Origin of the sequence: Brevundimonas bacteroides DSM 4726 (assembly GCF_000701445.1) — a bacterium.
In the GTDB taxonomy this organism is placed as follows: Bacteria; Pseudomonadota; Alphaproteobacteria; order Caulobacterales; family Caulobacteraceae; genus Brevundimonas; species Brevundimonas bacteroides.
On the sequence record NZ_JNIX01000008.1, the window covers coordinates 414387 to 438447 of the forward strand.

The window sequence follows — 24061 nt, forward strand, 5'->3', positions numbered from 1 at the left end:
TTGATCTTGGCGGCGGAATGCGGAGTGTCGGGCGGGTCTCGCGTGACTAGCACGCGGCGCGGGGAAGGCCACGAATGATCGGACGGCAGGCATGAAGATCGGCATCGTCGCCGTCTCCTCCCGCTTCGCCCGCGAGCGGGCCGAGGCCATCCACGCCTGGTTCGAGCGCCAGTTCCCAACCGGCGAGGTGACCTGCGCCATCCACCCGAACAGCTTCGGCAAGTCCGGCCATTTCGCCGGCACGGACCAGGAGCGGGCCGACGCCTTCGTGGAGTTCGCCAACGATCCGCGTATCGATCACATCTGGTTTGCGCGCGGCGGCTACGGCTCCTGCCGCATCGCCGAAGCCGTCATGCCGCGCCTGACCGAGGCGGCGCGGAAGAAGCGTTACCTGGGCTACTCCGACGTCGGGTCGATGCTCGCGATCCTCTACAAGGCCGGCTTCAGCGTGGCTCACGGACCGATGGCGTCCGACGGCGTGCGCAACGACCCGACCGGTTTCCGCTCGCTGAACTGGCTGCGCAAGGGCGTGAGCGAAGGCCTCGAGCCGTCGCTCGCGACCGACCCTCGCCCCGCCGTCGCATTCAATCTGACCGTTCTGGACCAGCTGCTCGGCACGTCGCTGGAGCCCGACCTGACCGGCCATATCCTGATGCTGGAGGACGTGTCCGAGGCCGCCTATCGCATCGACCGGATGATGTTCCACCTGACCAGCCAGCCGTCGATCCGGCGGGTGGCGGGCATCCGCGCGGGCCGCTTCACCGACGTGACGCCCAACGAGCCCGACTTCGGGATGACGGCGGAAGAGATCGTCCAGCACTGGTGCGAGCGATCGGGCATCCCCTACCTCGGCCCCGCCGACATCGCCCACGACCGCAACAACAAGGTCGTGCCTTTCGGCCCGCGCTGAACCTCAGCCCACCGCCGCGATGGTCGGCCGCGACGGCTCCATCCAGGGCGGCGCGGGCATGTTGCGATGCGCCTGAGCCAGGGCCTCGGACCACCGCTTGCCGAGATCCTTGAAATAGGGGTCATCCGCCTCGATCCGCCGCTGTTCGCCGCGCAGACCGTCGCGGGGGACCACGATCATGTCGAAGGGCGGCCCGACCGCGATGTTGGAGCGGATCGTGGAATCGAAGCTGATCAGCCCCAGCTTGACCGCCTCCGACATCGGCGTGTCGGGGCGAAGCGCGCGGTCCAGGATCGGCTTGCCGTACTTCAGCTCCCCGATCTGCAGATACGGCGTATCGGCCCCGCACTCGATGAAGTTGCCCTGGGCATAGATGAGGTACAGCCCCATCTTGCCGCCCTTCACCTGCCCGCCCAGCAGCATGGAGGCGGTGATCTTGAGCGAGTCGGCCTCCACCGTCGGCAGCAGGTCCTGCCGCACGGCATTCAGGCAATATCCCACCAACTGGGCGGCCCGGAACAGGGTCGGCGCGGTCTCCAGCGTCTCGGGCACGTCGTGGCCGGGCATGCGCACGCCCTCGGCCAGCATGGCCAGCGCCGTCTGGGTGACCGACAGATTGCCCGCCGTAGCGATGGCGATGACCCGGTCGCCGGGCACCTCGGTGACGTGCAGCTTCTTGTAGGAGGAGATGTTGTCCACGCCGGCGTTCGTGCGGGTGTCGGCGATCATCGCCAGACCCTCGTTCACCAGCATGCCGACGCAGTAGGTCATCAGAAACGACCGGGCCGAAACCCGGTATCCCGCGCAGTTGAGGGGACGACGCTAGCAGATTCGCATGAACGGACACCCCCTGGCGTGTTCATGACCAACCCTGCCGCTGCTGTTGCTGTTGTGTCTGTTGCATGTGGCGCACACGCAGCGCGACCGTCATCCGCTCTCCGGCGCCGCCATAGCTGGTTCCCCGGATCGGCGTGGCCCCCAGCGCATCCAGCCCGCAGGCGACCCGGACATAGTGCTCGGTCGGACAGACGCCGTTGGCCGGATCGAACCCGACCCAGCCCAGGTTTTCGACATGGGCCTCGGCCCAGGCGTGGGCCGCGTCCTGCTCGACGATGCCGTCGCGGCGATGCAGGTGGCCCGAGACATAACGCGCGGGGATGCCCAGCCGCCGGGCGCAGGCGATGAAGATCTGGGCGTGGTCCTGACAGACGCCCTGCTTCTGGGCCCAGGCGTCGGCGGCGGTGTGATCGGGCGTCGTGGCCCCGACCATGAACGTCACCTCGCCGTGGATCAGGCTCATCAGGCGGTGCAGGCGTGACAGGGGATCGCCATCCCCCACCCGCCCCGCCAGTTCGCGCAGGGCCGGATCGGCGTGAGTCAGGGGCGTGTCGCGCAGGAAGACCAGCGGCGACAGCCGTTCGGGAAAGCCCTTCAGCACGCCGCCGGTGTCGACCGTGGCCACCTCGCCGGTGACCCGCACCGTCAGGCTGTCGGTCGGCCGCTCCGTGTAGAGGGAATGGACGATGTTGCCGAAGGCGTCCTCGGAGCGGCGGATGCGGGCGTCCACGTCGGTCTCGATACGCCAGTCGCGCACCTGCTGGCCCTCGGTCGAGCGGGGCGTCAGCCTCAGGGTCTGGACGATGAACCGCGCCGGCCTAGCGTAGGCATAGCGGGTCTCATGATCGATCCGGATGCGCATGGCCCGCCTTACACCAGGTACTGGTCGTGGATGGCGTTCGCCAACGCATTGTTTTCACCCAGGAAGGCCAGGATGTATTCGTGCAGGCCCGACTGGAAGATGTCCTCGATCCTGGCCTCGTTGAACTGCGTCAGGCGCGCCGAGGCCAGCCGCTGGGCCGGACCGCGCCGCCCATAGTCGGCGGCCAGCCGCTCCAGATAGCTTACGATCATGGCCTGGCAACTGGCCAGCGACCGCGGCATCTGCCGGTTCAGCACCAGCAGATCCGCCACCAGCCACGGCCGCACGCTCTCGCGATAGACCCAGCGATAGGCGGTCAGGGCCGAGACCTCGCGCAGCAGCGTCGTCCACTGAAAGTAGTCCAGCTGCCCGCCCACCCGCTCTCCTGCCGGCAGCAGCAGGTGGTACTTCACGTCCAGCAGGCGGGCGGTGTTGTCGGCGCGCTCGATCGCGCCGCCCAACCGCAGGAACCAATAGGCGTCGTTCCTCAGCATGGTCCGGGACGACGCGCCCTCGACGGCCAGGGACACCCCCTTCACCCACTCCAGGAAGCGCACGAAGTCGTCGCGCTTGGTCGGTTCGCCGAAGTCGTTCAGCCCGTTCCACGCGCCGTTGATCGATTCCCACAGCTCAATGGTCAGGGCCGTGCGCACCGACCGGGCGTTGGTGCGCGCGGCGTTGATGCAGGCGCGGATCGAACTGGGGTTGTCGGGCGCGAAAGCCAGATACTCGCGCACCGACTTCTCCGAAGGGGTCCGCGCCGAGGCGGCGAACGCACGGCTCACACCGGCCGAAGCGATGGCGCTGGCCCAGGCGGTCGCAGCCGCACCGTCCCGTGCGGGAAGCGCCGCCAGCCGCACGGCGGCTTCCAGGATGCGCGCGAGGAAGTCGGCCCGCTCCATGTAGCGGCCGGTCCAGTAGAGGCTCTCTGCGGTGCGGCTCAGCATCAGTCGTCCAGCACCCAGGTGTCCTTGGTCCCGCCGCCCTGACTGGAGTTGACCACCAGCGACCCGGCCTTCAGCGCCACCCGCGTCAGCCCGCCCGGCGCGACCCGCACGCCCGCTGGGCTCGACAGCACGAACGGCCGCAGGTCCACATGCCGCGACTGCAGCTCGGTTCCGCACAGCGTCGGGGCGGTCGACAGCGACAGCGTCGGCTGGGCGATGAAGTCGTCCGGGTCCGCTTCCAGCTTCTTCCTGAAATCCTCGATCTCGGCCTTGGTCGCGGCCGGGCCGACCAACATGCCGTAGCCGCCCGATCCCCCGACCTCCTTCACGACCAGCTCGGGCAACCGGTCCAGCACCTCCTTCAGCGCATCGGGCTCGCGGCATCGCCAGGTTGGCACGTTCCCCAGGATCGGATCCCCGCCCGAGAAGAAGCGGATGATCTCGGGCATGTAGGTGTAGACCGCCTTGTCGTCGGCCACGCCGGTTCCGACCGCATTGGTCAGGGTGACATTCCCCGCCGCATAGGCCGCCATGATGCCCGGCACGCCAACGGTCGAGTCCGGCCGGAACGTCAGCGGGTCCAGCCAGTCGTCGTCGACGCGCCGATAGACGACATCGACCTGCTTGGGCCCCTCGGTCGTGCGCATGAAGACTATGTCGTCGTTGACGAACAGGTCGCGCCCCTCGACCAGTTCCACCCCCAGCTTGTCGGCCAGAAAGCTATGCTCGTAGTAGGCCGAATTGTATGGCCCGGGGGTCAGCACCACGATCGTCGGGTCCGCCCCGGCATGCTCAGGCGCCGAGGCCCGGAGCGAGGCCAGCAGCATGTCGGTATAGGTCTCGACAGGTCGGATGCGGTGCTCGGCGAACAGGTCCGGGAACAGCCGCATCATCATCTCGCGGTTCTCCAGCATGTAGGAGACGCCCGAGGGGGTCCGGCAGTTGTCCTCCAGCACCAGGAAGCCGTCCTCGCCGGTGCGGACCAGGTCGACGCCGCAGATGTGGGTCCAGATGTCTCCCGGCGGCCGCCGACCCTGCATCTCGGGCCGATAGTGCGGATTGGTCAGGATCAGGTCGGCGGGGACGATGCCGGCCTTGATGCAATCCTGCGGGCCGTAGATGTCCTTGAGAAACGCATTGAGCGCCGAGACGCGCTGCTTCAGCCCCTTCTCCAGGTGCTCCCACTCGGCCGCGCCGATGATGCGGGGCACGACGTCGAAGGGGATCAGCCGCTCGTTGGACTCCACGTCGCCATAGACGGCGAACGTCACCCCCATGCGGCGGAAGAACAGCTCGGCCTGACGTGACCGCGCCTGCAAAAGGTCAGGCGGCGCCGTCTCCAGCCATCGGGCCAGCGTCCGATAGCTCTTGCGGACCGTCGCCGATCCGGGCGTGCCTGACATCTCGTCGAACGTGACGGTCGCTCCTGTCGCTGAGAGCCTTCAGCGTGGACCGGAGCACGGACGATGCGCAACCGTTTTGTTGCGGTGCGGGATCAGCGGGTGACGACGTCGCGCCGCATGGGCGCAAGCTTGGCCAACAGGCGGTTCTGGGCTCGGAAGGGCACGCCGTGCTCGCTCATGGCGATCTGCAGGTTCTCGACCAGCGCCCCCATGTCGGCGGACTGGATGCCGAGGTCGGCGTGGCTGGAGCGCATGTCGCGACCGGAATAGGCGACCGGTCCCCCCAGGATATAGCCGAACTGCTCCTTCAGCGTGCGACGCAGCCGCACCTGATCCTGGGCCATGAAGATCTCGGCGATGCGCGGATCGGCGACGATCCGCTCGACGAAGGTCTCGACGATGGCGGACACGCCTTCGGCGCCGCCGAAGGTCTCCCACATCTCCGTCCCCTCGAAGGGGGTGGCGCCCGCATTGGCGTTGCTGCGCTGGTAGGGCTCGACCTCGACCTCGCCCGGAAACTCCGTCGACATGACAATGGGCGGGAGCGACAGGTCATCCTCGGCCTCCTGGGCCAGGAGCGGCGCGGGCGCGGCGATGAAAACAGCGGCGATCAGAAGGGCGCGCATGGATCAGAACCCGACTTGCAGCGACAGATACAGGCCGCGCTGGTCCTCAAAGGTCGCGATCGACCCCAGGTCCACATAGGCGGCCGTCACGGAAAAGTGCCGGTTGGGGGCCCAAGCGGCGAAAACATCGAACCAGTCGTCCTCGCCCGCGAAACCCAGATTGTCCGGCTTGGTGCGGTACTCGGCCCCGATCGCCAGATTGCGGTTCAGCAGATAGCCGACCGAGCCCTCGAACTGCGGCTCCAGGTCGTCGTTCAGGTCACCGCCGAAGCCCAGCAGGCCGGTCTGATTGGCGTCGGTGAAGCGCACCGCCCCGGACACCAGCAGCGACTCGGCCAGGAACAGCTTGGTCGCCGCCACATAGTACTCCGTGCCTTCGTCGTCGCGCCCCCCGACGGCGGCGATGATCGCGCCCTGGTCGTTGGCCTTGTGCTGCACCCCGACCGCGACCTGCGGCATCCAGGTGTCCTGATCGTAGACCGCGTCGCCGATCAGCTTGACCTTCACGCCCACGATGTCCTGGGTGAAGGTGAAGCCCGCGCCCAGCCCCAGCGCCGCCCCGGTCTCGCCGGTGTCGAACTCCTGACGCGCCACCGACACCTCGACCCGGTCCCAGAACGACGTCGACGCGCCCCAGGAGCGCAGCTCGTAATCCGGCAGGTTCACATAAGTGGCGTGGACATTGCCGCCGATGCCGTCGCGTTCCCCATAGCCGCTGGTGACCGCCCAGGTCGCCAGACCACCGCCGCCCGAGCCCTCGAGGGTCGAGACGCCACCGGTCAGGATGAGTTTGCCGCCTGTCCGGCTTTCCGGAATCCAGTCTGCGATCTGGGCGGCGACCGGAGTGGCGACGGCGCAAGCGAGCAGGCCGACAGCGGCCGCCGCTTCTGCAATGTGAGGCATGGCAGAAACCCTGAGTTCCGGAGCAGAGAACCGCAACAGAGTTAATGGCCGATAAATCTCGACTCGTCGCCTCAAGACATTCTCGCAAGAAGAAGCATTGTTGTGTAACGCGATACAACAACTTCAGATTGAATGATGATTTACTGTGACTTCACCTGTTCTGATTAAGGCGTGAGGCATGCGTATTGTACTTGTGTTGATCTTGGTTTTTCTGACGCTGACCGGCGTCGCCCACGCGGGCGACCTGACGGTCTCTGTTCGCGACACGGCGGGGCGGCCCGTTCGCGACGCCGTCGTGACTGTGCGCCCGGACGCCGGCGTGCCGCGCGGGCCGATCCGGTTTTCCTGGCCTCTGAGGATCGCCCAGCGGGATGTGCAGTTCCAGCCCTACGTCCTGATCGCCCCGGTCGGCGCAACCGTCAGCTTTCCCAACCTCGATCGGGTCCGCCACCACGTCTATTCCTTCTCGCGCGGCAACCGCTTCGAGATCGAGCTGTTCGGCCAGGATCAGACCCGCACTCACGCCTTCGCCTCCGTGGGCACCGCCGCGCTCGGCTGCAACATCCACGATCAGATGCTGGCCTATGTGCGCGTGGTCGACACGCACTGGGCGGCCAAGACCGACGCGACCGGCGACGTCACCATCGCCGGTATCCCCGCGGGCCCGGCCCGCCTCGTCGTCTGGCATCCGCGCCTGAACGTTCGCGGCAACGAGAGCGCCTATACCCTGACGATCGGAACCGGCCCGGGCCGCCAGACCATGACCGGCGACTTCTCCGCCCGCGCGGCGGTGCGTTGAGATGATCCGCTTCCGCCATCTGCGCACCCGGCTGACGGTGCTCTATGCGGGCCTGTTCGGGATCGCGCTGTTGTTCGTGGCGCTGGCCGTCTTCACGGCCATCACGGCCAGCGCGCGCAGCGTGGTTCGTGGCGAACTGACGGCGACGGGCGCCGTCTATGACCAGCTCTGGGAATCCCGCTCGGCCCAGCTTGAGCAGGGAGCCGCCGTGCTCGCACAGGACTTCGGCTTTCGGGAAGCGGTGGCCACCAACGATGAACCCACCGTCAGCTCCGCGCTCGAGAACCTCAGCGCCCGCCAGGGCGTCGACGGCGCCCTGCTGCTCGGCTCGGACGGCTACGCGATCACGGCCGGGCCCTCGCTCGACGAGGCGACCCTCAACACCCTCTGGACCGGACTGAACGACGGCGAGCTTTCGTCCGGCGTGCTCGACCTGAACGGCCAGCCGCATCAGGCGGTCGCCGCCCCGGTCATGGCGCCGGTGCTGATCGGCTGGGTGGTATTCATCGACCGGCTGGACCAGACCCAGATGACCCGGCTGGAAGAGCTCTCGGCCATCCCGCTCAACGCCTCCGTCCTGACCCGCGCGGCCGACGGCTGGCGCGGCATGTCCGGCCCCGAGAGCGCGCTGGCGGGGCTCATGGATCGCGCCGTCGCCGAGGACGGCGCCGCCGTCGGCGGACGCACCGCCCAGGGCGAGGCCATGGTGCTCGCGCGTCCCCTGCCCAGCTTCGACGCCGACGCCCCCGCCGTTCTGGCGCTCAGCTATCCAATGGCCGAGGCGCTGAAACCCTATGAGCCCATGTTCTGGGCGCTCGGCGGGATCAGCCTTGTGGGCCTTGCCTTGCTGGTCGCCGGGACCTGGTTCCTGTCGCGCGGCCTGACCCGGCCGATCACCGCGCTCGACGAGGCCGTTCACCGGCTGCAGGCAGGCGAAGACGCGCAGGTTGAGATCACATCCACCGACGAGATCGGCCGCCTGGCCGAGAGCTTCAACGCCATGGCGGGCGACATCCGCGACCGCCAGGCGCGCCTGACCCACATGGCGCTGCACGACATGGAGACCGGCCTGCCCAATCGCCTGTGGCTGGAACGCCAGGCGGCCTCCAGCGCGTCGGCCCACGTCGTCCTGTTCGGCGTCGACCGCTTCGAGGTCGTGAGAAACGCCATCGGCTTCGAGGCCATGGGCCAACTCGTCGCCGCGCTCGGCGCCCGCCTGTCCACCGCCACCGGCGCGCCCGTCGCCCGCGTCGGCGCGGGCGTCATGGGCTTGATGCTTGAGATCGAGGGCGACGACGCCGACGCCATCGCAGCAGCCGCCCGCCTTTGCGCCGTAGCGAACGAACCGCTGAAGCTGATCGGCGCCCGGATCGACGCGAGCCTGACCGCCGGCCTCGCCCGGGCGGTCCAGCCGACCGGCGGGCTCGACGCCGTTGTCGATCGCGCGGGCGTCGCCATCGACCAGGCGCGCGCCGCCGGCTCCAAGGCCGCCCTGTTCGACGCCGCCGCCTACGGCGACCCCGGCGCCAATCTCAGCCTGATGTCCGACCTGATCTGCGCGCTCGAGAGCGACCATGTCTGGATGGCCTATCAGCCCAAGTTCGATCTGCGCCAGAACGCCATCACCGGCGTCGAGGGCCTGATGCGCTGGAACCATCCCAAGCGCGACTTCATCGCTCCGGACCTTTTCATCGGCATGGCCGAGGAGACCGGCCAGATCCGCGCCTTGACCGAATGGGGCGTCAGGCGCGCCATCGCCGACCAAAAGGCGCTCGCCAAGGCCGGCCACCGGCTGAAGGTCTCGATCAACGTCTCGGGTCGCCTGCTGTCGGACGAGAGCTTCGCCCGCTTCGCCCTCAACGCCGTGTCGCGCGCCAAGGCCGATCTGTGCTTCGAGATCACCGAGACGGCGGTCATCGACAATCCGGAGGCCGCGCTTGGCATCATCGACCGCTTCGCCGCGGCCGGCATCAAGGTCTCCATCGACGACTATGGCTCCGGCCTGTCGTCGCTTGCTTATCTGAAGCGCATCGCGGCCGACGAGCTCAAGATCGACAAGGCCTTCGTCATGTCGCTGGACGAGAGCGCCAAGGACGCGCTTCTGGTCAAATCCACCATCGATCTGGCCCACAGCCTAGGCATGACCGTCACCGCCGAGGGCGTCGAGACCCAGACGGCGATGGCGCTGCTTCGCGGCATGGGCTGCGACACGGCCCAGGGCTATCTGATCGCACGGCCGCTCGCCCTGACCGCCTTGATCGAACGGCTGGAGAAACCGGCGCTGGAGGCGGCGGCCTGACGCAAGCGGGAGCCTCTTGACCGTTCCACTGTTACAGCATAGTGGAACGCCGCGATGTCCGATACCCTTTCCCCGTCCGCCCCGAGCCGCGCCGCGAGCGATCGCGCCGCCCTGCTCGACGCCTTCCTGGCGTTGAAGACGCGCGACGAGGTCGAGGCCTTCCTGACCGACCTGTGCACCCCGGCCGAGGTCCGCGCGTTTGCCGAACGCTGGGCCGTCGCCCGGCTGCTCGATCAGGGCGGTCGGTCGTACCGCGAGATCGCCTGCGAGGCGGGGGCCAGCCCCACGACCGTCGTGCGCGTCGCCCGCTTCCTGAAGGAGATGCCGCATCAGGGCTACCGCCTGGTGCTGGACCGTCTGAACCCCAAACACTGAGCCCCAAGTCATGAGTACCGTAGAGGGGCGACTTCGCATCGCCGTGCAGAAATCCGGCCGTCTGGCCGACCGCAGCCTGGACCTGGTCCGGGACGCGGGCCTGCGCGTGGTCAAGGGCGCCAACGACCTGCTCTACAAGGTCGAGAACTATCCGATCGACCTGCTGCGGGTGCGCGACGACGACATCCCGACCTTCGTCGCAGACGGCGTCTGCGACCTCGGCATCGTCGGCGAGAATGTTCTGGAAGAAGGCAAGAACGGCGGCGCCAACGCGTCTGTCGTCATGCCGCTGGGCTTCGGCAAGTGCACGCTGAAGCTGGCTGCCCCGCCGACGCTGGCCTGGGAAGGCCCGGCCACGCTGGAAGGTCGCCGCATCGCCACCTCCTACCCGAAGATCCTGCGTCGCTATCTGGACGGCCAGGGCATCAAGGCCGACATCGTCACCATGCGCGGCGCAGTCGAGGTGGCCCCGCGGCTCAAGCTCGCCGCCGCCATCTGCGACCTCGTCTCGACCGGCGCCACGCTGGAGGCCAACGGGCTGGTCGCCCGCGAGACCGTGTTCGAAAGCCAGGCCGTCCTGATCCAGTCGCCCGTCGCGCCCGAGCCGCAACTCGCTCACCTGCTGGACTCGATCATCGAGCGGATGGCCGGCGTCGTGTCCTCGCAGGGCGCCAAATACGTCATGCTGAACGCACCCCGCTCGGCGCTCGATCAGATCACCGCCATCCTGCCGGGCGCGGGTTCGCCCACGGTCATGCCCCTGTCCGGCCGCGACGACGCCGTGGCTGTCCACGCCGTGTGCCAGGAGGCCGTGTTCTGGGAGACGCTGGAGAAGCTCAAGGCCGCCGGGGCCTCGGCCATCCTGGTCCTCCCCATCGAGAAGATGATGTGATGACGACGCTCGACGTGAAACGCATCGACTGGGCGTCGCTGGACGCCGCCGGGAAGCAGGCCGCCCTGGCCCGCCCATCGCGCCGCTCGGAGACCCAGGTCACCGACGTCGTCCGCGCCATTTTCGACGACGTCAAGGCGCGCGGGGGTCAGGCCGTGATCGACTGGGCGATCAAGCTCGACGGCCATGCCCCGCGCCGCATCGCCATCACGGAAGCCGTGGTCGCCGAGGCGCGCCAGGCCCTGCCGCCCGCCGACGTCCGCGCCATCCGCGTCGCCGCTGACAACGTCCGCGTCTTTCACGAGGCGACGATCCCGGAAGACTCGGCCCTGGTCGAGACCACGCCCGGCGTCACCTCGCGCCTCGTCTGGCGGCCCATCGGCGCGGCGGGCCTGTATGTGCCCGGCGGCACGGCGCCGCTGTTCTCGTCGCTGCTGATGCTGGCCATCCCGGCCGCCGTCGCGGGCGTGTCCGAGCGCGTCGCCGTCACCCCGCCCGCCAAGGACGGCTCCGTCCACCCCGCCATGATTTTGGCGGCGGCCGAGGCTGGCCTCGACGCCCTCTGGCTGGTCGGCGGCGCCCAGGCCATCGCCGCCCTGGCCTACGGCGTCTCCCTGCCCGACGGCGACATACCTCGTTGCGACAAGCTGTTCGGCCCCGGCAACGCCTATGTCGCCGAGGCCAAGCGCTATGCCTCGTCCCTTCCCGGCGGTCCCTCCGCCGACATGCCCGCCGGCCCGTCCGAACTGATGGTCGTCGTCGACCGCGACGCCGCGCCCGAAATCGCCGCCGCCGACCTGCTCAGCCAGGCCGAGCACGACGCCGACGCCCAGGTCATCCTGGTCTCCACCAGCCGCGCCAACCTCGACTACATCCTGACCGAGGTCGAACGTCAGGTCGCGACCCTGCCGCGCGAAGCCATCGCTCGCGCCAGCCTGAACGAGGCCCGCGCCATCCTGGTCCGCGACGAGGAGACGGCCTGCGACGTCATCAACCTCTATGGCCCCGAGCACCTGGCGCTCCAGGTCGAGGAGCCCGAGGCGATGCTGCCGGCCATCCGCGCGGCGGGCGCCATCTTCGTCGGCCGTTTCGCCGCCGAAACGCTCGGCGACTACGCCGCCGGCCCCAGCCACGTCCTGCCCACCGACGGCGGCGCGCGCACGCTGGGCGGCATCACCACCGCCAGCTTCATGACCTCGATGTCGGTCCAGACGGTCACCCGCGGGGGCGCCGCCCAGCTCGGTCCGATCGCGGCGCGGCTGGCGCGGCTGGAGGGGCTGGAGGCCCACGCGCGGGCGGCCGATCTGAGGAGCGGCGAATGACCCTCCCCGCCCCCTTCCCGCCGCTGGTCGCCGGAGCCGACGGCCTCGACCGCTACCCCGGCGACACCGCCGCGCTTGCCGCCCGCATGGCCCAGATCTACGGCGTCGCCGCCGACCACGTCTTGCCCGTGCGTGGCCTGACCCATGGCCTGGAGCTGGTCTGGCGCCTCGCCGCCCGCGACGCCGGCTCGGTCGAAGCCCCCGACGCCGAACCCTATGCGGGCCTGTCGCGCATCTATCGGGCCAGCACCGGCGAGACCGTCGCCACCATCGTGCGCGCCCTCGGCTCGGCGGAGGCCGTGGCGGAGATGGCCGCCCGCGTGTCGCCCGGCCTGCTGGTGGTGGACGAAGGCCTGGTCGAGTTCGCCGACGCTCCCTCCGCCGCCGCCCTGATCGGCGACCACGCCAACCTGGTGTGCTTGCGCAGCCTGTCGCTCGCCTATGGCCTGGCGGGCGCCCGCGTCGGCGCGGCGCTCGCCCAGCCCCAGACCCTGGCCCGCCTGTCCGAGGTCGTCGAACTCTACGCCCTGCCAGAGCCGCTCGTGCGCCTCGCCATGCAGGCGCTCGACCCGTCGCGCATGATCGAGACGGCCGAACGCATCGCCGGCGTCCGCCGCGAACGCGAGCGCCTCGTCCGCGAGATCGGCCGCCTCATGGTCGTCGAGCCCGGCGTCGGCCCGATCATCATGGCCCGCCCCTCCGACATCGAGACGACGCTCGCCGACCTCGCCCGCTTCGGCGTCGCCGCCGACCGCTCCGGCGACCGTCTGCGCCTGCCGGTGTCGCTCAAGCCCGAGGTCAACGATCGCCTGCTGGCCGCGCTCGGCCTCGCCGTCGGCAAGACCCCCGCCCACCGCACCGGCCAGGCCGTCCGCGACACCAAGGAGACCCGCATCGTCTGCGCCGTCGACCTCGACGCCACCGCCCCCATCAGGATCGAGACCGGCGTCGGCTTCTTCGACCACATGCTGGAACAGGTCGCGGCCCACGGCGGCTTCTCGCTCCGCCTCCAATGCGAGGGCGACCTCCACACCGACCCGCACCACACCATCGAGGACTCAGCCATCGCTCTGGGCCAGGCGCTCAAACAGGCGCTCGGCGAACGACGCGGCATCGCCCGCTACGGCTTCGTGCTCGCCATGGACGAGGCCCAGGCCAATGTCACCATCGACCTGTCCGGCCGTCCCTACCCAGTGTTCGAGGGCGAGTTCTCCACGCCCTACATCGGCGAGTACCGCACCGACCTGACCGCCCACGTGTTCCGTTCTCTGGCCGAGCACCTGGGCGCCGCCGTCCACATCTCGGTCAAGGGCTCCGACGACCACCACAAGACCGAGGCCGTCTACAAGGGCTTCGGCCGCGCCCTGCGCCAGGCCATCCGGATCGAGGGCGACGCCGTGCCGTCGACCAAGGGGGTGTTGTGACCACCGCCATCGTTCTCCTCGGGGCGGGCAACACCGCGTCCGTCCAGTTCGCCCTAGAGCGGCTGGGCGCCAATGTGCGCGTCACCTCCGACGCGACACAGATCGCCGAGGCCGAACGTCTGATCCTGCCCGGCGTCGGCGCTGCAGGCTACGCCATGAGCCGCATGGCAGAACTGGGCCTGACCGACATCATCAAGGGCTTTCCCCGCCCCCTGCTCGGCCTGTGCCTGGGACAACAGCTGCTGTTCGCCGAGAGCGAGGAAAACGGCGGCGCGACGATGCTCGGCTTCATCCCCGGCCGCGTCACCCGCATGCCCGTGCGCGACGATCTGCCGGTGCCGCACATGGGCTGGTCCAAGCTGCACACCCTGTCCGACGACCCGATCCTGGAGGGCGTGAAGGCGGGCGACTACGCCTACTTCGTCCACTCCTACGTCTGCCCTGACACGCCTACGACCATCGCCTGCGCCGACTATGGCGCCTCCGTCCCCGCCATGGTCCGCAGCGGCAACCGCTGGGGCTGCCAGTTCCACCCCGAACGCTCGGCCGAAGCGGGCGCGCGCATCCTGAAGAACTTCCTCGAGCTGCCCGCATGATCGTCTATCCCGCCATCGACCTGCGCGGCGGCAAGTGCGTGCGGCTGATGCACGGCCGCTTCGACCAGGTCACGGAGTACGACCCCGACCCCGCCGCCCGCCTGACCGCCTTCGCCGACGAGGGTGCCCAGTGGGTCCATGTCGTGGATCTGGACGGCGCCGAGGCCGGCCGCGCGGTCCAGCACGATCTCATCGGCCGATTGGCTTCGACCCATCTCGCCCACATCCAGTCCGGAGGCGGCGTCCGCTCGGTCGAGGATGTCGAACGCCTGCTGACGGCCGGTGTCTCGCGCGTCGTCGTCGGATCTCTGGCCGTGACCCAGCCCGACGCCGTGGCCAAATGGCTCGCCCGTTTCGGACCCAATCGCCTCACCCTGGCCTTCGACGTCCGCGTCGGCGAGGACGGCGTGCCGACGCCCGCGCTCAAGGGCTGGACCGAAGCCGCGGGCTTCGACCTCTGGACCGCGCTCGACCGCTATCCGGCCGGAACCCTGTCCCATGTCCTCGTCACCGACGTCGGCCGCGACGGGGCCCTGACCGGACCCAACCTCGACCTTCTGGCCGAGATCGTGCGACGCCGCCCCGAGCTGAAGGTCCAGGCGTCGGGCGGCGTCGCCACGCTGGACGACCTGCAAGCCTGCGCCGGCATCGGCTGCGACGGCGCGATCACCGGCCGCGCCATCTACGAGGGCCGTTTCACGGTCAGCCAGGCCATCGAGGCGGTGTCGTGACGGCCCGTCGCATCATCCCCTGCCTGGACGTCAAGGACGGCCGCGTGGTCAAGGGCGTGCGCTTCGAGGGCCACGTCGACATGGGCGATGCCGCCGAACTGGCCGCCCGCTACCGCGACCAGGGCGCCGACGAACTGGTCTTCTACGACATCACCGCCAGTCCGGAGGGTCGGACGCTGGATTACGGCTGGGTGCGCGACATCGCCCGGCTGCTCGACATCCCCTTCTGCGTCGCGGGCGGCATCCGCACCGTCGATCAGGCCGCCGCCTGCCTCGATAACGGCGCCGATAAGGTCTCGATCAACTCGCCCGCCCTGGAGCGCCCCGAACTGATCACCGAGATGGCCGAGCGGCTAGGCAGCCAGTGCGTCGTCGTCGGCGTCGACAGCCGCCGCGAGGACGGCGACTATGTCGTGCACAAGTACACCGGCGACCCGAACGCCCGGCGGCTGGCGGGGCGCAGGACCATGGAGTGGATCGTGGAGGCGCAGGAGCGGGGCGCGGGCGAGATCGTGCTCAACTGCATCGACCAGGACGGCGTGCGCCGCGGCTACGACACCGCCCAGCTGTCGGACGCCCGCAGCCGCCTGACCATCCCGCTGGTGGCCTCAGGTGGAGCAGGGTCGCCGTCGCACTTCCTCGACGTTTTCGACCGGGCCAATGTGTCGGGCGCGCTGGCCGCCAGCGTCTTCCATTCGGGCCAGATCGCCCTGCCGGACCTGAAGGCCTATCTGGCCGGCGCAGGCGTGGAGGTGCGGACATGATCGATCCGGCAACGCTAGACTTCGACAAGGGCGGCGGCCTGATCCCGGCGATCGTTCAGGACGCCGACACGCTTCAGGTGCTGACGCTGGCCTACATGGACCGCGCCGCGCTGGAGGAGACGATCGCCTCCGGCGAGGCGACCTTCTTCTCGCGCAGCCGGGGCGGCCGGTGGAGGAAGGGCGAGACCAGCGGCAACCGGCTGAACGTCGTCTCCATCACGCCCGACTGCGACGGCGACGCCCTGGTGCTCGCCGTGCGACCCATGGGTCCGGCCTGCCACCTGGGGACCACCAGCTGCTTCGGCGACGCCGATGCGCCGGGGCTCGGCCGCATCGCCCGGCTGGAGCGCACCATCGCCGAGCGCGCCTCCGCCGATCCGGCCTCCAGCTGGACCGCCAAGCTCTTGGCCCAGGGCCCCAAGCGCGCCGCCCAGAAGGTCGGCGAGGAGGGCGTCGAGACCGCGCTGGCGGGCGCCGCCGGGCCCGACGAGGAACTCGCGTCCGAGGCGGCGGACCTGATCTATCACTTGCTCGTTCTGTTACGGTCGCGTCACTTGTCGTTTCAGGCGGTGCTGGACGTGTTGGCCTCGCGCGAGCGACCGGCCAAACAGCCGAGCGAATAGCGGAGGTTCGCCTCCGGTCGAAGGAGACGGGCGGGCATGACGGCACTGGTGCTGTTCGGCGGCGGCGGCGATCTGGCGATGCGGATGCTCCTGCCGTCGCTCTATTTCCTCGAGCACGACGGCCTTCTGCCCGACGGCCTGAAGATCATCGGCGCGGCGCGCTCCGAAGAGACCCGCGAGGAATACGTGGCCAAGGTCCGCGCCGCCGTCGAGGGCAAGGCGAAAGCCGACGACGCCTGGTCCGCCGACGCCTGGGCGAAACTGGAAGCCCGTCTCGACTACCTCGCCGTCGACGCCACCTCGGCGGAAAGCCTCAAGCCCCTGCGCGACAAGGTCGGCTCGGGCTCGGTGACCTCCTTCCTCGCCGTTTCGCCGTCGCTCTATGCCCGCATCGTCACCGCCATGCGCGCGGCGGGCCTGGCCGAGCCCGAGGACCGCGTCGTTCTGGAAAAGCCCGTCGGCCGCGACCTGGAGAGCTTCCGCGCCATCGACGATGCGGTCGCCGACGCCTTCGGCGAGCATCAGGTGTTCCGCATCGACCACTACCTCGGCAAGGAGACGGTCCAGAACCTGATCGCCCTGCGGTTCGGCAACACCATCTTCGAGCCGCTCTGGAACAACCTGTCGATCGACCACGTCCAGATCACGGTGGGCGAGACCGTCGGCGTCGGCGACCGCTGGCCCTACTACGACGAGTACGGCGCCCTGCGCGACATGCTCCAGAACCACATGCTGCAGCTGCTGTGCCTCGTCGCCATGGAGCCGCCCTCGGACCTCGACCCGGACTCCGTCCGCAACGAGAAGGTCAAGGTGCTGCGGTCGCTCCGCCCCGTCACGACAGACGAGGTCGACCGTGTCACCGTGCGCGGCCAGTACGTCTCGGGCTCCGTCGAGGGCCAGCGGGTCAAGGGCTATGACGAGGAGCGCGGGGCCGACAGCGACACCGAGACCTTCGTCGCCATCCGCGCCGACATCGACAACTGGCGCTGGGCCGGCGTGCCCTTCTTCATGCGCACCGGCAAGCGCCTGCCCGAGAAGCGCACCGAGATCGTCATCCAGTTCAAGCCGGTGCCGCATTCCATCTTCGACCGCGACAGTCGCGGCGAGGTCCGCGCCAACCGCATGGTGATCGAGCTCCAGCCCGAGGAGGACATCTCCCTCACCGTGATGAACAAGCGGCCGGGTCTGGATCAGAAGATGCAGCTCCAGCGCATCGACATGTCCCTGTCCTGGGGCGTGAACCAGAAGGGCGCCAAGCCGCCGCGCCGCCGCATCGCCTATGAGCGCCTGCTGCTGGACGCCATGGCGGGCGACTCCACCCTGTTCGTCCGTCGGGACGAGGCGGAAAAGGCTTGGGAGTGGGTCGACGGCGTCTCCGAGGCCTGGGCCGAAGGCAAGGTCAAGCCCATGCCCTATCGCGCGGGGACCTGGGGCCCGAACGCCGCCGACCTGCTGCTGGCGCGGACGGGCCGGGAGTGGAAGACCAATGCAGGTTGAGACCTTCTCCGACACCTCCACCTGGGCCGCCGCCATCGCTGCGCGGCTGGAGGAAACCCTCGCCGCCGCCGTCCTCGCCAACGGCCGCGCCGTCTTCGCCGGTCCCGGCGGCACCACGCCGTCGCCGATCTACGCCCGTCTCGCCCAGGCCGACATCGGCTGGGATCGCATCGCGGTCACCCTAGTGGACGAGCGCCACGTCCCGGAAACCTCGCCCGAGTCCAACGCCCGCCTGATCCGCGACGTCCTGCTGCAAGGCCCGGCCGCCGCCGCCCGCTTCATCCCGCTCTATTCCCCCGCCGTCACCGTCGACCGCGCCGCCGCTCTGGCCGCCCACGCCCTGGTCCAGGCCGGCGACCGCTTCGACGCCGTCCTTCTCGGCATGGGCGAGGATGGCCATATCTGCTCCATGTTCCCCGACAGCCCGACGCTGAAGACCCTGCTGACGCCGACGCTGAAGCCCACTGTGCTCGGCGTCCCGCCCGGCCGCGACGGCGCCGCCCCGCCGCAAGAGCGGCTGTCGATCAACCTGCCCTGGCTGATGTCGGCCGGTCGCGTCATCCTGGGCCTGAAGGGCTCGGTGAAGCGTTCCGTCTTTGAACGCGAGGCCCAGGGCGATCCCGCCATCCAGCCCATCGCCGCCTTGATCGCGGCCAAGGTCCCGCTCGAAGTCGTCTGGACGGAAGGCTAAGCCATGTCCCTGCACCCCGTCGTCAAGGAAGTCACCGACCGCATCGTCGCCCGCTCGCGCGAGACCCGTGCCGACTACCTCCGCCGCATGGACGCCGCGCGCGACAGCGGCGTCGGCCGCGCCAAGCTGTCCTGCGCCAACTGGGCCCACGCCTTCGCCGGCCAGACCATCGCCGACAAGCTGACGGCCATGACGGGCAAGACGCCCAACGTCGGGATCGTCACCGCCTACAACGACATGCTCTCGGCGCATCAGCCGTTCGAGCGGTTCCCCGACGTGGTCCGCAAGGCCGTGCGCGAAGTCGGCGCCACGGCCCAGGTCGCGGGCGGAACCCCCGCCATGTGCGACGGCGTCACCCAGGGCCGCCCGGGCATGGAGCTGTCGCTGTTCAGCCGCGACGTCATCGCCATGTCGGTCGGCGTGGCCCTGACGCACGACGCCTTCGACGCCGCCCTGTGCCTGGGTGTCTGCGACAAGATCGTGCCTGGGCTGTTCATGGGTTCGCTGGCGTTCGGCCATCTGCCGGTCGTCTTCGCCCCGGCCGGACCCATGCCCAGCGGCATCCCAAACGCCGAAAAGGCCCGCGTCCGCGCCGAATACGCGCAAGGGAAAGTCGATCGCCAGACCCTGCTGGAAAGCGAGATCGGCTCCTATCACTCGCCTGGCACCTGCACCTTCTACGGCACGGCCAACTCCAATCAGATGATGATGGAGATCTGCGGCCTGCACATGCCCTCCACCGCCTTCGTCCACCCGGAGACGGGCTTGCGTGACGCCCTGACCGCCGCCGCCGCCAAGCAGGCGGTGAAGCTGGCCGAGAACGGGACCGGCCGCATGGCCGACGTCGTCGACGAGAAGTCCGTCGTCAACATGATCGTGGCCCTGCTCGCCACCGGCGGCTCGACCAACCACGCCATCCACCTCGTGGCCATGGCGCGGGCGGCGGGCGTCCTGATCGACTGGACCGACATGGACCAGCTGTCCTCGGTCACGCCGCTGCTGGCGCGGGTGTATCCCAACGGCTCGGCCGACGTGAACGCCTTCCAGGCTGCCGGAGGCGTCGCCTTCGTCACGCGCGAGCTGGCGCAGGCCGGCCACGTCCATTCGGATGTCCAGACCGTGATGGGCCCTGGCATCCACCACTACTTCCAGGAGCCGTCGATGGTGGACGGCGAACTGGTCTGGCGCGACGGCGTGGCCCAGAGCCTCGACACAGAGATCCTCCGCCCCGTGTCCGACCCGTTCGACAAGGAAGGGGGCTTGCGCCTCGTTCACGGCAATCTTGGTCGCGCCGTCATCAAGATCTCGGCGGTCAAGCCCCAGCACCGCATTGTCGAGGCCCCCGCCCACGTCTTCGACAGCCAGGAAGACGTGCTCGCCGCCTTCAAGGCCGGAGCGCTGGATCAGGGCGGCGTCATCGTCCTGCGCTTCCAGGGACCCAAGGCCAACGGCATGCCCGAGCTGCATTCCTTGTCGCCGCTCATGAGCGTGCTTCAGGACCGGGGCGTGCCCATCGCCCTCGTCACCGACGGCCGCATGTCGGGCGCGTCCGGCAAGACCCCCGCCGCCATCCACGTCACGCCCGAGGCGCTGGAAGGCGGCCCGCTCGCCTTCATCCAGAGCGGCGACATCGTCCGCCTCGACTCCGAGGCCGGGGTGCTCACCACCACCGCCGACCTGTCGTCCCGCCCTGCTGCGACCGCCGAGGACGTCCAGTCCTGGGGCTATGGCCGCGAGCTGTTCGGCGCGTTCCGGTCCGCCGTGTCCTCGGCCGAGGAAGGCGCCTCCGTCTGCTTTCAGACCAGGCCGACGCCGCGCCAGCCGGAACTGCGCGAGGTCGCCGACCCCAACATTCAGAACCGGGCCATCGACGCATGAGTGAAGCGAAGAGGTTCATCACGGAGAGCACCAAGGGTTCACAGAGGACACGGAGAGACCGAGCGGACGGTCACCGCGTCGACCGCTCACCTCTGAGGTCGGAATCCTCTGGAAGGGCGGCTTCGCCGCCGAAGACCCGCATCGACGCGAAGCGTCCATCCTCTTCGTGGCATGCTGTTCGGGTTGACCGGTCGACCCCTCCCACCCTGCTCGGTCTCTCCGTGTCCCTTGTGAATCCTCCGTGCTCTCCGTGATGAACCGCCACCCTCAGCCCCAGACCTGGTCAAGGCCATGAGCGAACCCCGCACCCTCCTCGTCGGCGACGTCGGCGGCACCAACGCCCGTTTCGCCATCGCCACCTGGCAGGACGGCCTGCCCGTTCTCGAGCACCACGAGAGCTTCCCGGCCGAGCAGTATCCGACCTTCCTGAAAGGCGTCGCGGCCTTCATTGACGGCTGCGAGGTCAAGCCGTCGGGCGGCGTCATCGCCGTGGCCGGGCCGGTCGAGGACGGCGCCATCGACCTGACCAACTCGCCCTGGGCGGTGTCGGAGGCCGAACTGGCGACGCTGGGGCTCAATCCCGTCAAGCTCATCAACGACTTCGAGGCGCTCGCCTGGGGCGCGCCGATCGTGCCCGCGTCCGACCTCGTCCACCTGGGCGGCCCCGAGGCCGGCGACCCGCACGCGACGCTGGCGGTCCTCGGGCCGGGCACGGGCTTCGGCGTCTCGGCACTGATCCGCAACGCCCACGGCCAGGAGATGGCCATGCCGTCTGAGGGTGGCCACGCCTGCTTCCCGCCCGGCGACCCCATCGAGGACGAGATCCTGCGCATCCTGCGCGAACGCTACGACCGCGTCTCGATCGAGCGCCTGATCTGCGGCCCTGGCCTGCTCAACATGCACCGCGCGCTCGCCCGCATCGAGGGCCGCGAGACCCATATCGATGATCCCGCCGAGATCACACGAGAGGCGCTGGAGGACTGGGACAGCCCCTGCGGCGCGACGCTCGCCCGCTTCTGCGCCATCCTCGGCGCCGTCGCCGGCGACATCGCCCTGACCACCGGGGCGCGGGGCGGCGTCTACATCGCCGGCGGCATCGCGCCGCGTATCCTGGACTTCCTGCAGGCCAGCCCCTTCCGCCGCCGGTTCGAGCGCAAGGGTCGATTTAAGGACTACATGGCAGACATCCCCACGTGGGTGATCACCCACAGGCACGCTGCGCTTCTGGGCGCCGCGCGGGTGGCCTTCGCCGAGGCCGGCTAACCTATGTTGTGAATTCCTTCACGGGAGCGTGAACCGAACGTGATCGACGGCGTTCGACAGGCTCCACTGTTGGAAGGATATCCCATGCGTAAGCTGACCATCACCGCCATCGCCGTCGCCGCCATGGCCGGCCTCGCCGCCTGCCAGTCGCCCGCCGACGAGGCCGCCGAAGAACAGGCCGACGCCCTGGAAGAACAGGCCGCCGCCGCCCCGACCGAAGCCCAGGAGCAGGCCCTGAACGCCGAGGCCGATCGCATCGAGCAGCAAGCCGGCAACGCCGACGGCGGCATGACGACCGAGAACTCGCCGAACACCTCGCCGTCCGACCCGAACGGCGCCATGGCCCCGGCGATCCCGCCGGCCAACTAAGGAAACCCGGCGGGCCTCATGACCCCGCCGATCCTTCGGAAGACCGCCCCCGTCGCGTCCGCGGCGGGGGCGTTTCGCTGTCAGGTCAAACTCGGTTCTGCCCGCTCTGGATGGCCTCGAAGCCCTCCGCCGTCAGCTTCTGATAGCCAGCCTTCCCGCCGCGCAGATACACGGGCGACGCCCTCGCGGGATCGAACCCGTCGGCGACCAGATCGACCTTGCGGTACTTGAACGTCCCTGTCGTCTCCAGCGTCTTGGCGATGCGGACGAACACCGGCCGGGCATAGTGCGGCAGCTGGGCGTCGGCGTATTCGGCAAAGGCCTTGGGCGCGAATTTGCCTTCGACCACCAACGTCACCATCCCCGCCTTGCCCTCCGCGCCGGGCACCGGCACGCCGTAAGCGATGACTTCCTTGACGCCGGGCGCGTCCGTCAGCCGCTGCTCGACCTCGGCGGTCGAGACGTTCTCGCCCTTCCAGCGGAACGTGTCGCCGATCCGGTCGATGAAGTAGAAATAGCCCTCACTGTCCTGCCGCATCAGGTCACCGGTGCGGAACCAGCGATCCCCCCGCTGGAACACGTCGGTCAGGATCTTCTTCTCCGACGCCGCCTTGTCGGCATAGCCCGAGAAGTCGTGGCGGATGTCGTTGCCGATCAGTCCGATGGCCTCGCCGATCTCCCCGGGCTTCGCCTCGATGCAGAAGCCGTTCGCCGTGCGCTCAGGCATCTCGGAGTCGATGTCGAACTTCACCAGCCGGATGTTGATCTGCTTCTTCAGGAACTTGGGCACCCGGCCGATCGACCCCGGCTTGCCGTCGAAGTTGAAGACCGAGACGTTGCCCTCGGTCGAGCCATAGAACTCCAGTATGTTCGGAATGGCGAACCGCTCCTGGAACTCGGGCCAGACGTCGGGCCGCAAGCCGTTGCCGAAGGCCAGCCGCAGCTTGTGCCCCCGCTCGCCCTCCTGCTCGGGGCAGTTCACCAGGTAGCGGCACAGCTCGCCAATGTAGACGAAGACCGTCGCGCCGGTGGCGTTCACATCCTTCCAGAAGCTGGAGGCCGAGAACTTGCGCCGCAGGATCAGCCGGCCGCCGTTCAGGAACGCCGGCCCCAGCCCGACCAGACCGCCCGTCGAGTGATAGAGCGGCAGGACGTTGAACACCCGGTCCTGTTCGGTCGTCGCCGTGGCCCCAGCGAACGCTCGCATATAGGTCCGCGCCCGGGCATGATGGATGCGGGCGGCCTTAGGCATCCCCGTCGTGCCGGAGGTGTAGATGTAGAGCGCCGTGTCGCGGTTGGTCAGGCCGTCGCGCACCGACTTCGGCGGCCGCACCGACGAACCGCTGCGCACCGCGTTGTCCAGGCTCCGGCGCTCGGACGTCTCGTCGTCGCCGCGCAGGCCCAGCACCCACAGCATCATGGTCCGAGTGACGAAGGGCCGGGCCTCCTCGCACTTCTTCCAGGTCTCCTCGTCGGCCACGACCTGGGACACGCCCGCGATGTTCAGGCAATGCGCCAGGGCCTGCCCGGTCAGGTTGGTGTTGATCAGGGCCGTCGCGATGCCGACCTTGGAAAAGCCCATCCAGGCGGCGATGAACTCGGGTCGGTTGGTCATGACCAGGCCGATCACGTCGGACCGGCGCAGGTTGCGTCCCCGCGCCCAGTGGGCATAGCGGTTGGACATGCCGTCCAGGTCGCGATAGGTCAGCGACCGGGTCTCGTCCTCCAGCGCGATGCTATCGCCGAACTTGTCGACGGCCTCTTCGAAGTCGTCGCAGACCAGGACCTCGCTATCCAGGCTGATCGGCTTGATGCGCTTCAACAGACGGCGCAGGCCGGCGGCGAACTTGAGGTCGCGTCGGATATTGGCCGCCAGACCCATGGTCTCGGTCACTCCGTGTGAGGCGCAAAGGACAGGCTTCCGTGATGGACAACGGGCGGCGTCGGGTCAACCGGCGGGAGAATCCGTCACAAACCAGATTGAACGTTTCCGCCGGGGCGTGGCGCCGCCGACCCGGTTGACGCAAGGTCAATGCAGGCGACCTCGATC

General features: G+C 69.1%; 23 protein-coding genes. 16 read left to right on the forward strand and 7 right to left on the reverse strand.

Annotation, left to right across the window (positions count from 1 at the left end; genetic code table 11):
• Window positions 1–91: 91 nt before the first annotated feature.
• A complete protein-coding gene (locus Q333_RS0106920) occupies window positions 92–910 on the forward strand; it encodes an LD-carboxypeptidase (protein WP_029416021.1) in 819 nt (272 codons plus the stop codon).
• Window positions 911–913: 3 nt separating this feature from the next.
• On the opposite strand, the gene Q333_RS0106925 is transcribed toward Q333_RS0106920, so the two are convergent.
• The 6 genes from Q333_RS0106925 to Q333_RS0106950 form a co-directional block, all read right to left on the reverse strand.
• Window positions 914–1681 (reverse strand): peptidase, encoded by a 768-nt coding sequence (locus Q333_RS0106925; RefSeq protein WP_029416022.1) that lies wholly within the window; start codon window positions 1679–1681, stop codon window positions 914–916.
• A gap of 88 nt (window positions 1682–1769) precedes the next feature.
• A complete protein-coding gene (locus Q333_RS0106930; RefSeq protein ID WP_029416023.1) occupies window positions 1770–2609 on the reverse strand; it encodes a transglutaminase family protein in 840 nt (279 codons plus the stop codon).
• 8 nt (window positions 2610–2617) lie between these two features.
• On the reverse strand, window positions 2618–3556 hold the full coding sequence (locus tag Q333_RS0106935; RefSeq protein ID WP_029416024.1) for an alpha-E domain-containing protein: 939 nt from the start codon (window positions 3554–3556) through the stop codon (window positions 2618–2620).
• Window positions 3556–4959 (reverse strand): circularly permuted type 2 ATP-grasp protein, encoded by a 1404-nt coding sequence (locus Q333_RS0106940; RefSeq protein ID WP_029416025.1) that lies wholly within the window; start codon window positions 4957–4959, stop codon window positions 3556–3558. Before Q333_RS0106940 ends, Q333_RS0106935 begins: the two co-directional genes overlap by 1 nt.
• Before the next feature lie 92 nt (window positions 4960–5051).
• Window positions 5052–5585, reverse strand: a complete 534-nt coding sequence (locus Q333_RS0106945; protein ID WP_029416026.1) for a group I truncated hemoglobin — start codon at window positions 5583–5585, stop codon at window positions 5052–5054.
• 3 nt (window positions 5586–5588) lie between these two features.
• On the reverse strand, window positions 5589–6488 hold the full coding sequence (locus Q333_RS0106950) for a DUF3034 family protein (RefSeq protein WP_029416027.1): 900 nt from the start codon (window positions 6486–6488) through the stop codon (window positions 5589–5591).
• A 178-nt stretch (window positions 6489–6666) separates the two neighbouring features.
• On the opposite strand from Q333_RS0106950, the gene Q333_RS0106955 reads away from it, so the two are divergent.
• From Q333_RS0106955 to Q333_RS0107025, 15 genes are all read left to right on the forward strand, one after another.
• A complete protein-coding gene (locus Q333_RS0106955) occupies window positions 6667–7287 on the forward strand; it encodes a cupredoxin domain-containing protein (protein ID WP_029416028.1) in 621 nt (206 codons plus the stop codon).
• A 1-nt stretch (window position 7288) separates the two neighbouring features.
• Window positions 7289–9586: a putative bifunctional diguanylate cyclase/phosphodiesterase gene (locus Q333_RS0106960; protein WP_051651170.1), complete on the forward strand. Its 2298-nt coding sequence runs from the start codon at window positions 7289–7291 to the stop codon at window positions 9584–9586.
• A gap of 54 nt (window positions 9587–9640) precedes the next feature.
• The gene (locus tag Q333_RS0106965) at window positions 9641–9961 is read left to right on the forward strand and encodes a YerC/YecD family TrpR-related protein (RefSeq protein ID WP_029416030.1); all 321 of its coding nucleotides are present in this window, start codon (window positions 9641–9643) and stop codon (window positions 9959–9961) included.
• A 10-nt stretch (window positions 9962–9971) separates the two neighbouring features.
• Window positions 9972–10853 carry an ATP phosphoribosyltransferase gene (gene hisG / locus Q333_RS0106970; protein ID WP_029416031.1) on the forward strand — a complete coding sequence of 294 codons (882 nt, stop codon included), beginning with the start codon at window positions 9972–9974 and terminating at the stop codon, window positions 10851–10853.
• Complete coding sequence (hisD, locus tag Q333_RS0106975) at window positions 10853–12175, forward strand: histidinol dehydrogenase (RefSeq protein WP_029416032.1); 1323 nt, start codon at window positions 10853–10855, stop codon at window positions 12173–12175. The genes hisG and hisD overlap by 1 nt, the downstream gene beginning before the upstream one ends.
• Window positions 12172–13599: an imidazoleglycerol-phosphate dehydratase HisB gene (hisB, locus tag Q333_RS0106980; RefSeq protein WP_029416033.1), complete on the forward strand. Its 1428-nt coding sequence runs from the start codon at window positions 12172–12174 to the stop codon at window positions 13597–13599. Before hisD ends, hisB begins: the two co-directional genes overlap by 4 nt.
• Window positions 13596–14195, forward strand: coding sequence for an imidazole glycerol phosphate synthase subunit HisH (gene hisH / locus Q333_RS0106985; protein WP_029416034.1), 600 nt, complete (start codon window positions 13596–13598; stop codon window positions 14193–14195). The genes hisB and hisH overlap by 4 nt, the downstream gene beginning before the upstream one ends.
• On the forward strand, window positions 14192–14926 hold the full coding sequence (gene hisA / locus Q333_RS0106990; RefSeq protein ID WP_029416035.1) for a 1-(5-phosphoribosyl)-5-[(5-phosphoribosylamino)methylideneamino]imidazole-4-carboxamide isomerase: 735 nt from the start codon (window positions 14192–14194) through the stop codon (window positions 14924–14926). Before hisH ends, hisA begins: the two co-directional genes overlap by 4 nt.
• On the forward strand, window positions 14923–15690 hold the full coding sequence (gene hisF, locus Q333_RS0106995) for an imidazole glycerol phosphate synthase subunit HisF (protein ID WP_029416036.1): 768 nt from the start codon (window positions 14923–14925) through the stop codon (window positions 15688–15690). The genes hisA and hisF overlap by 4 nt, the downstream gene beginning before the upstream one ends.
• Entirely contained in the window at window positions 15687–16313 is a 627-nt protein-coding gene (hisIE, locus tag Q333_RS0107000; RefSeq protein WP_029416037.1) for a bifunctional phosphoribosyl-AMP cyclohydrolase/phosphoribosyl-ATP diphosphatase HisIE, read from the forward strand. The genes hisF and hisIE overlap by 4 nt, the downstream gene beginning before the upstream one ends.
• Before the next feature lie 36 nt (window positions 16314–16349).
• A complete protein-coding gene (zwf, locus tag Q333_RS0107005) occupies window positions 16350–17810 on the forward strand; it encodes a glucose-6-phosphate dehydrogenase (protein WP_029416038.1) in 1461 nt (486 codons plus the stop codon).
• Window positions 17800–18501, forward strand: coding sequence for a 6-phosphogluconolactonase (gene pgl / locus Q333_RS0107010; protein ID WP_029416039.1), 702 nt, complete (start codon window positions 17800–17802; stop codon window positions 18499–18501). The genes zwf and pgl overlap by 11 nt, the downstream gene beginning before the upstream one ends.
• 3 nt (window positions 18502–18504) lie before the next feature.
• Window positions 18505–20379 carry a phosphogluconate dehydratase gene (gene edd / locus Q333_RS0107015; protein WP_029416040.1) on the forward strand — a complete coding sequence of 625 codons (1875 nt, stop codon included), beginning with the start codon at window positions 18505–18507 and terminating at the stop codon, window positions 20377–20379.
• A gap of 279 nt (window positions 20380–20658) precedes the next feature.
• On the forward strand, window positions 20659–21642 hold the full coding sequence (gene glk, locus Q333_RS0107020; protein ID WP_281173712.1) for a glucokinase: 984 nt from the start codon (window positions 20659–20661) through the stop codon (window positions 21640–21642).
• Between the two features lie 84 nt (window positions 21643–21726).
• Window positions 21727–22011, forward strand: a complete 285-nt coding sequence (locus Q333_RS0107025; RefSeq protein WP_029416042.1) for a hypothetical protein — start codon at window positions 21727–21729, stop codon at window positions 22009–22011.
• An 85-nt stretch (window positions 22012–22096) separates the two neighbouring features.
• On the opposite strand, the gene Q333_RS0107030 is transcribed toward Q333_RS0107025, so the two are convergent.
• Window positions 22097–23893: a long-chain-acyl-CoA synthetase gene (locus tag Q333_RS0107030; protein WP_029416043.1), complete on the reverse strand. Its 1797-nt coding sequence runs from the start codon at window positions 23891–23893 to the stop codon at window positions 22097–22099.
• Window positions 23894–24061: the final 168 nt, after the last annotated feature.

What these genes read in the sequence shown, in the direction of transcription:
- Q333_RS0106920 (WP_029416021.1), top strand. Translation starts at nt 92, where the DNA reads ATGAAGATCGGCATCGTCGCCGTCTCCTCCCGCTTCGCCCGCGAGCGG.
- Q333_RS0106925 (WP_029416022.1), bottom strand. Translation starts at nt 1,681, where the DNA reads ATGACCTACTGCGTCGGCATGCTGGTGAACGAGGGTCTGGCGATGATC.
- Q333_RS0106930 (WP_029416023.1), bottom strand. Translation starts at nt 2,609, where the DNA reads ATGCGCATCCGGATCGATCATGAGACCCGCTATGCCTACGCTAGGCCG.
- Q333_RS0106935 (WP_029416024.1), bottom strand. Translation starts at nt 3,556, where the DNA reads ATGCTGAGCCGCACCGCAGAGAGCCTCTACTGGACCGGCCGCTACATG.
- Q333_RS0106940 (WP_029416025.1), bottom strand. Translation starts at nt 4,959, where the DNA reads ATGTCAGGCACGCCCGGATCGGCGACGGTCCGCAAGAGCTATCGGACG.
- Q333_RS0106945 (WP_029416026.1), bottom strand. Translation starts at nt 5,585, where the DNA reads ATGCGCGCCCTTCTGATCGCCGCTGTTTTCATCGCCGCGCCCGCGCCG.
- Q333_RS0106950 (WP_029416027.1), bottom strand. Translation starts at nt 6,488, where the DNA reads ATGCCTCACATTGCAGAAGCGGCGGCCGCTGTCGGCCTGCTCGCTTGC.
- Q333_RS0106955 (WP_029416028.1), top strand. Translation starts at nt 6,667, where the DNA reads ATGCGTATTGTACTTGTGTTGATCTTGGTTTTTCTGACGCTGACCGGC.
- Q333_RS0106960 (WP_051651170.1), top strand. Translation starts at nt 7,289, where the DNA reads ATGATCCGCTTCCGCCATCTGCGCACCCGGCTGACGGTGCTCTATGCG.
- Q333_RS0106965 (WP_029416030.1), top strand. Translation starts at nt 9,641, where the DNA reads ATGTCCGATACCCTTTCCCCGTCCGCCCCGAGCCGCGCCGCGAGCGAT.
- hisG (WP_029416031.1), top strand. Translation starts at nt 9,972, where the DNA reads ATGAGTACCGTAGAGGGGCGACTTCGCATCGCCGTGCAGAAATCCGGC.
- hisD (WP_029416032.1), top strand. Translation starts at nt 10,853, where the DNA reads ATGACGACGCTCGACGTGAAACGCATCGACTGGGCGTCGCTGGACGCC.
- hisB (WP_029416033.1), top strand. Translation starts at nt 12,172, where the DNA reads ATGACCCTCCCCGCCCCCTTCCCGCCGCTGGTCGCCGGAGCCGACGGC.
- hisA (WP_029416035.1), top strand. Translation starts at nt 14,192, where the DNA reads ATGATCGTCTATCCCGCCATCGACCTGCGCGGCGGCAAGTGCGTGCGG.
- hisIE (WP_029416037.1), top strand. Translation starts at nt 15,687, where the DNA reads ATGATCGATCCGGCAACGCTAGACTTCGACAAGGGCGGCGGCCTGATC.
- zwf (WP_029416038.1), top strand. Translation starts at nt 16,350, where the DNA reads ATGACGGCACTGGTGCTGTTCGGCGGCGGCGGCGATCTGGCGATGCGG.
- pgl (WP_029416039.1), top strand. Translation starts at nt 17,800, where the DNA reads ATGCAGGTTGAGACCTTCTCCGACACCTCCACCTGGGCCGCCGCCATC.
- edd (WP_029416040.1), top strand. Translation starts at nt 18,505, where the DNA reads ATGTCCCTGCACCCCGTCGTCAAGGAAGTCACCGACCGCATCGTCGCC.
- Q333_RS0107025 (WP_029416042.1), top strand. Translation starts at nt 21,727, where the DNA reads ATGCGTAAGCTGACCATCACCGCCATCGCCGTCGCCGCCATGGCCGGC.
- Q333_RS0107030 (WP_029416043.1), bottom strand. Translation starts at nt 23,893, where the DNA reads ATGGGTCTGGCGGCCAATATCCGACGCGACCTCAAGTTCGCCGCCGGC.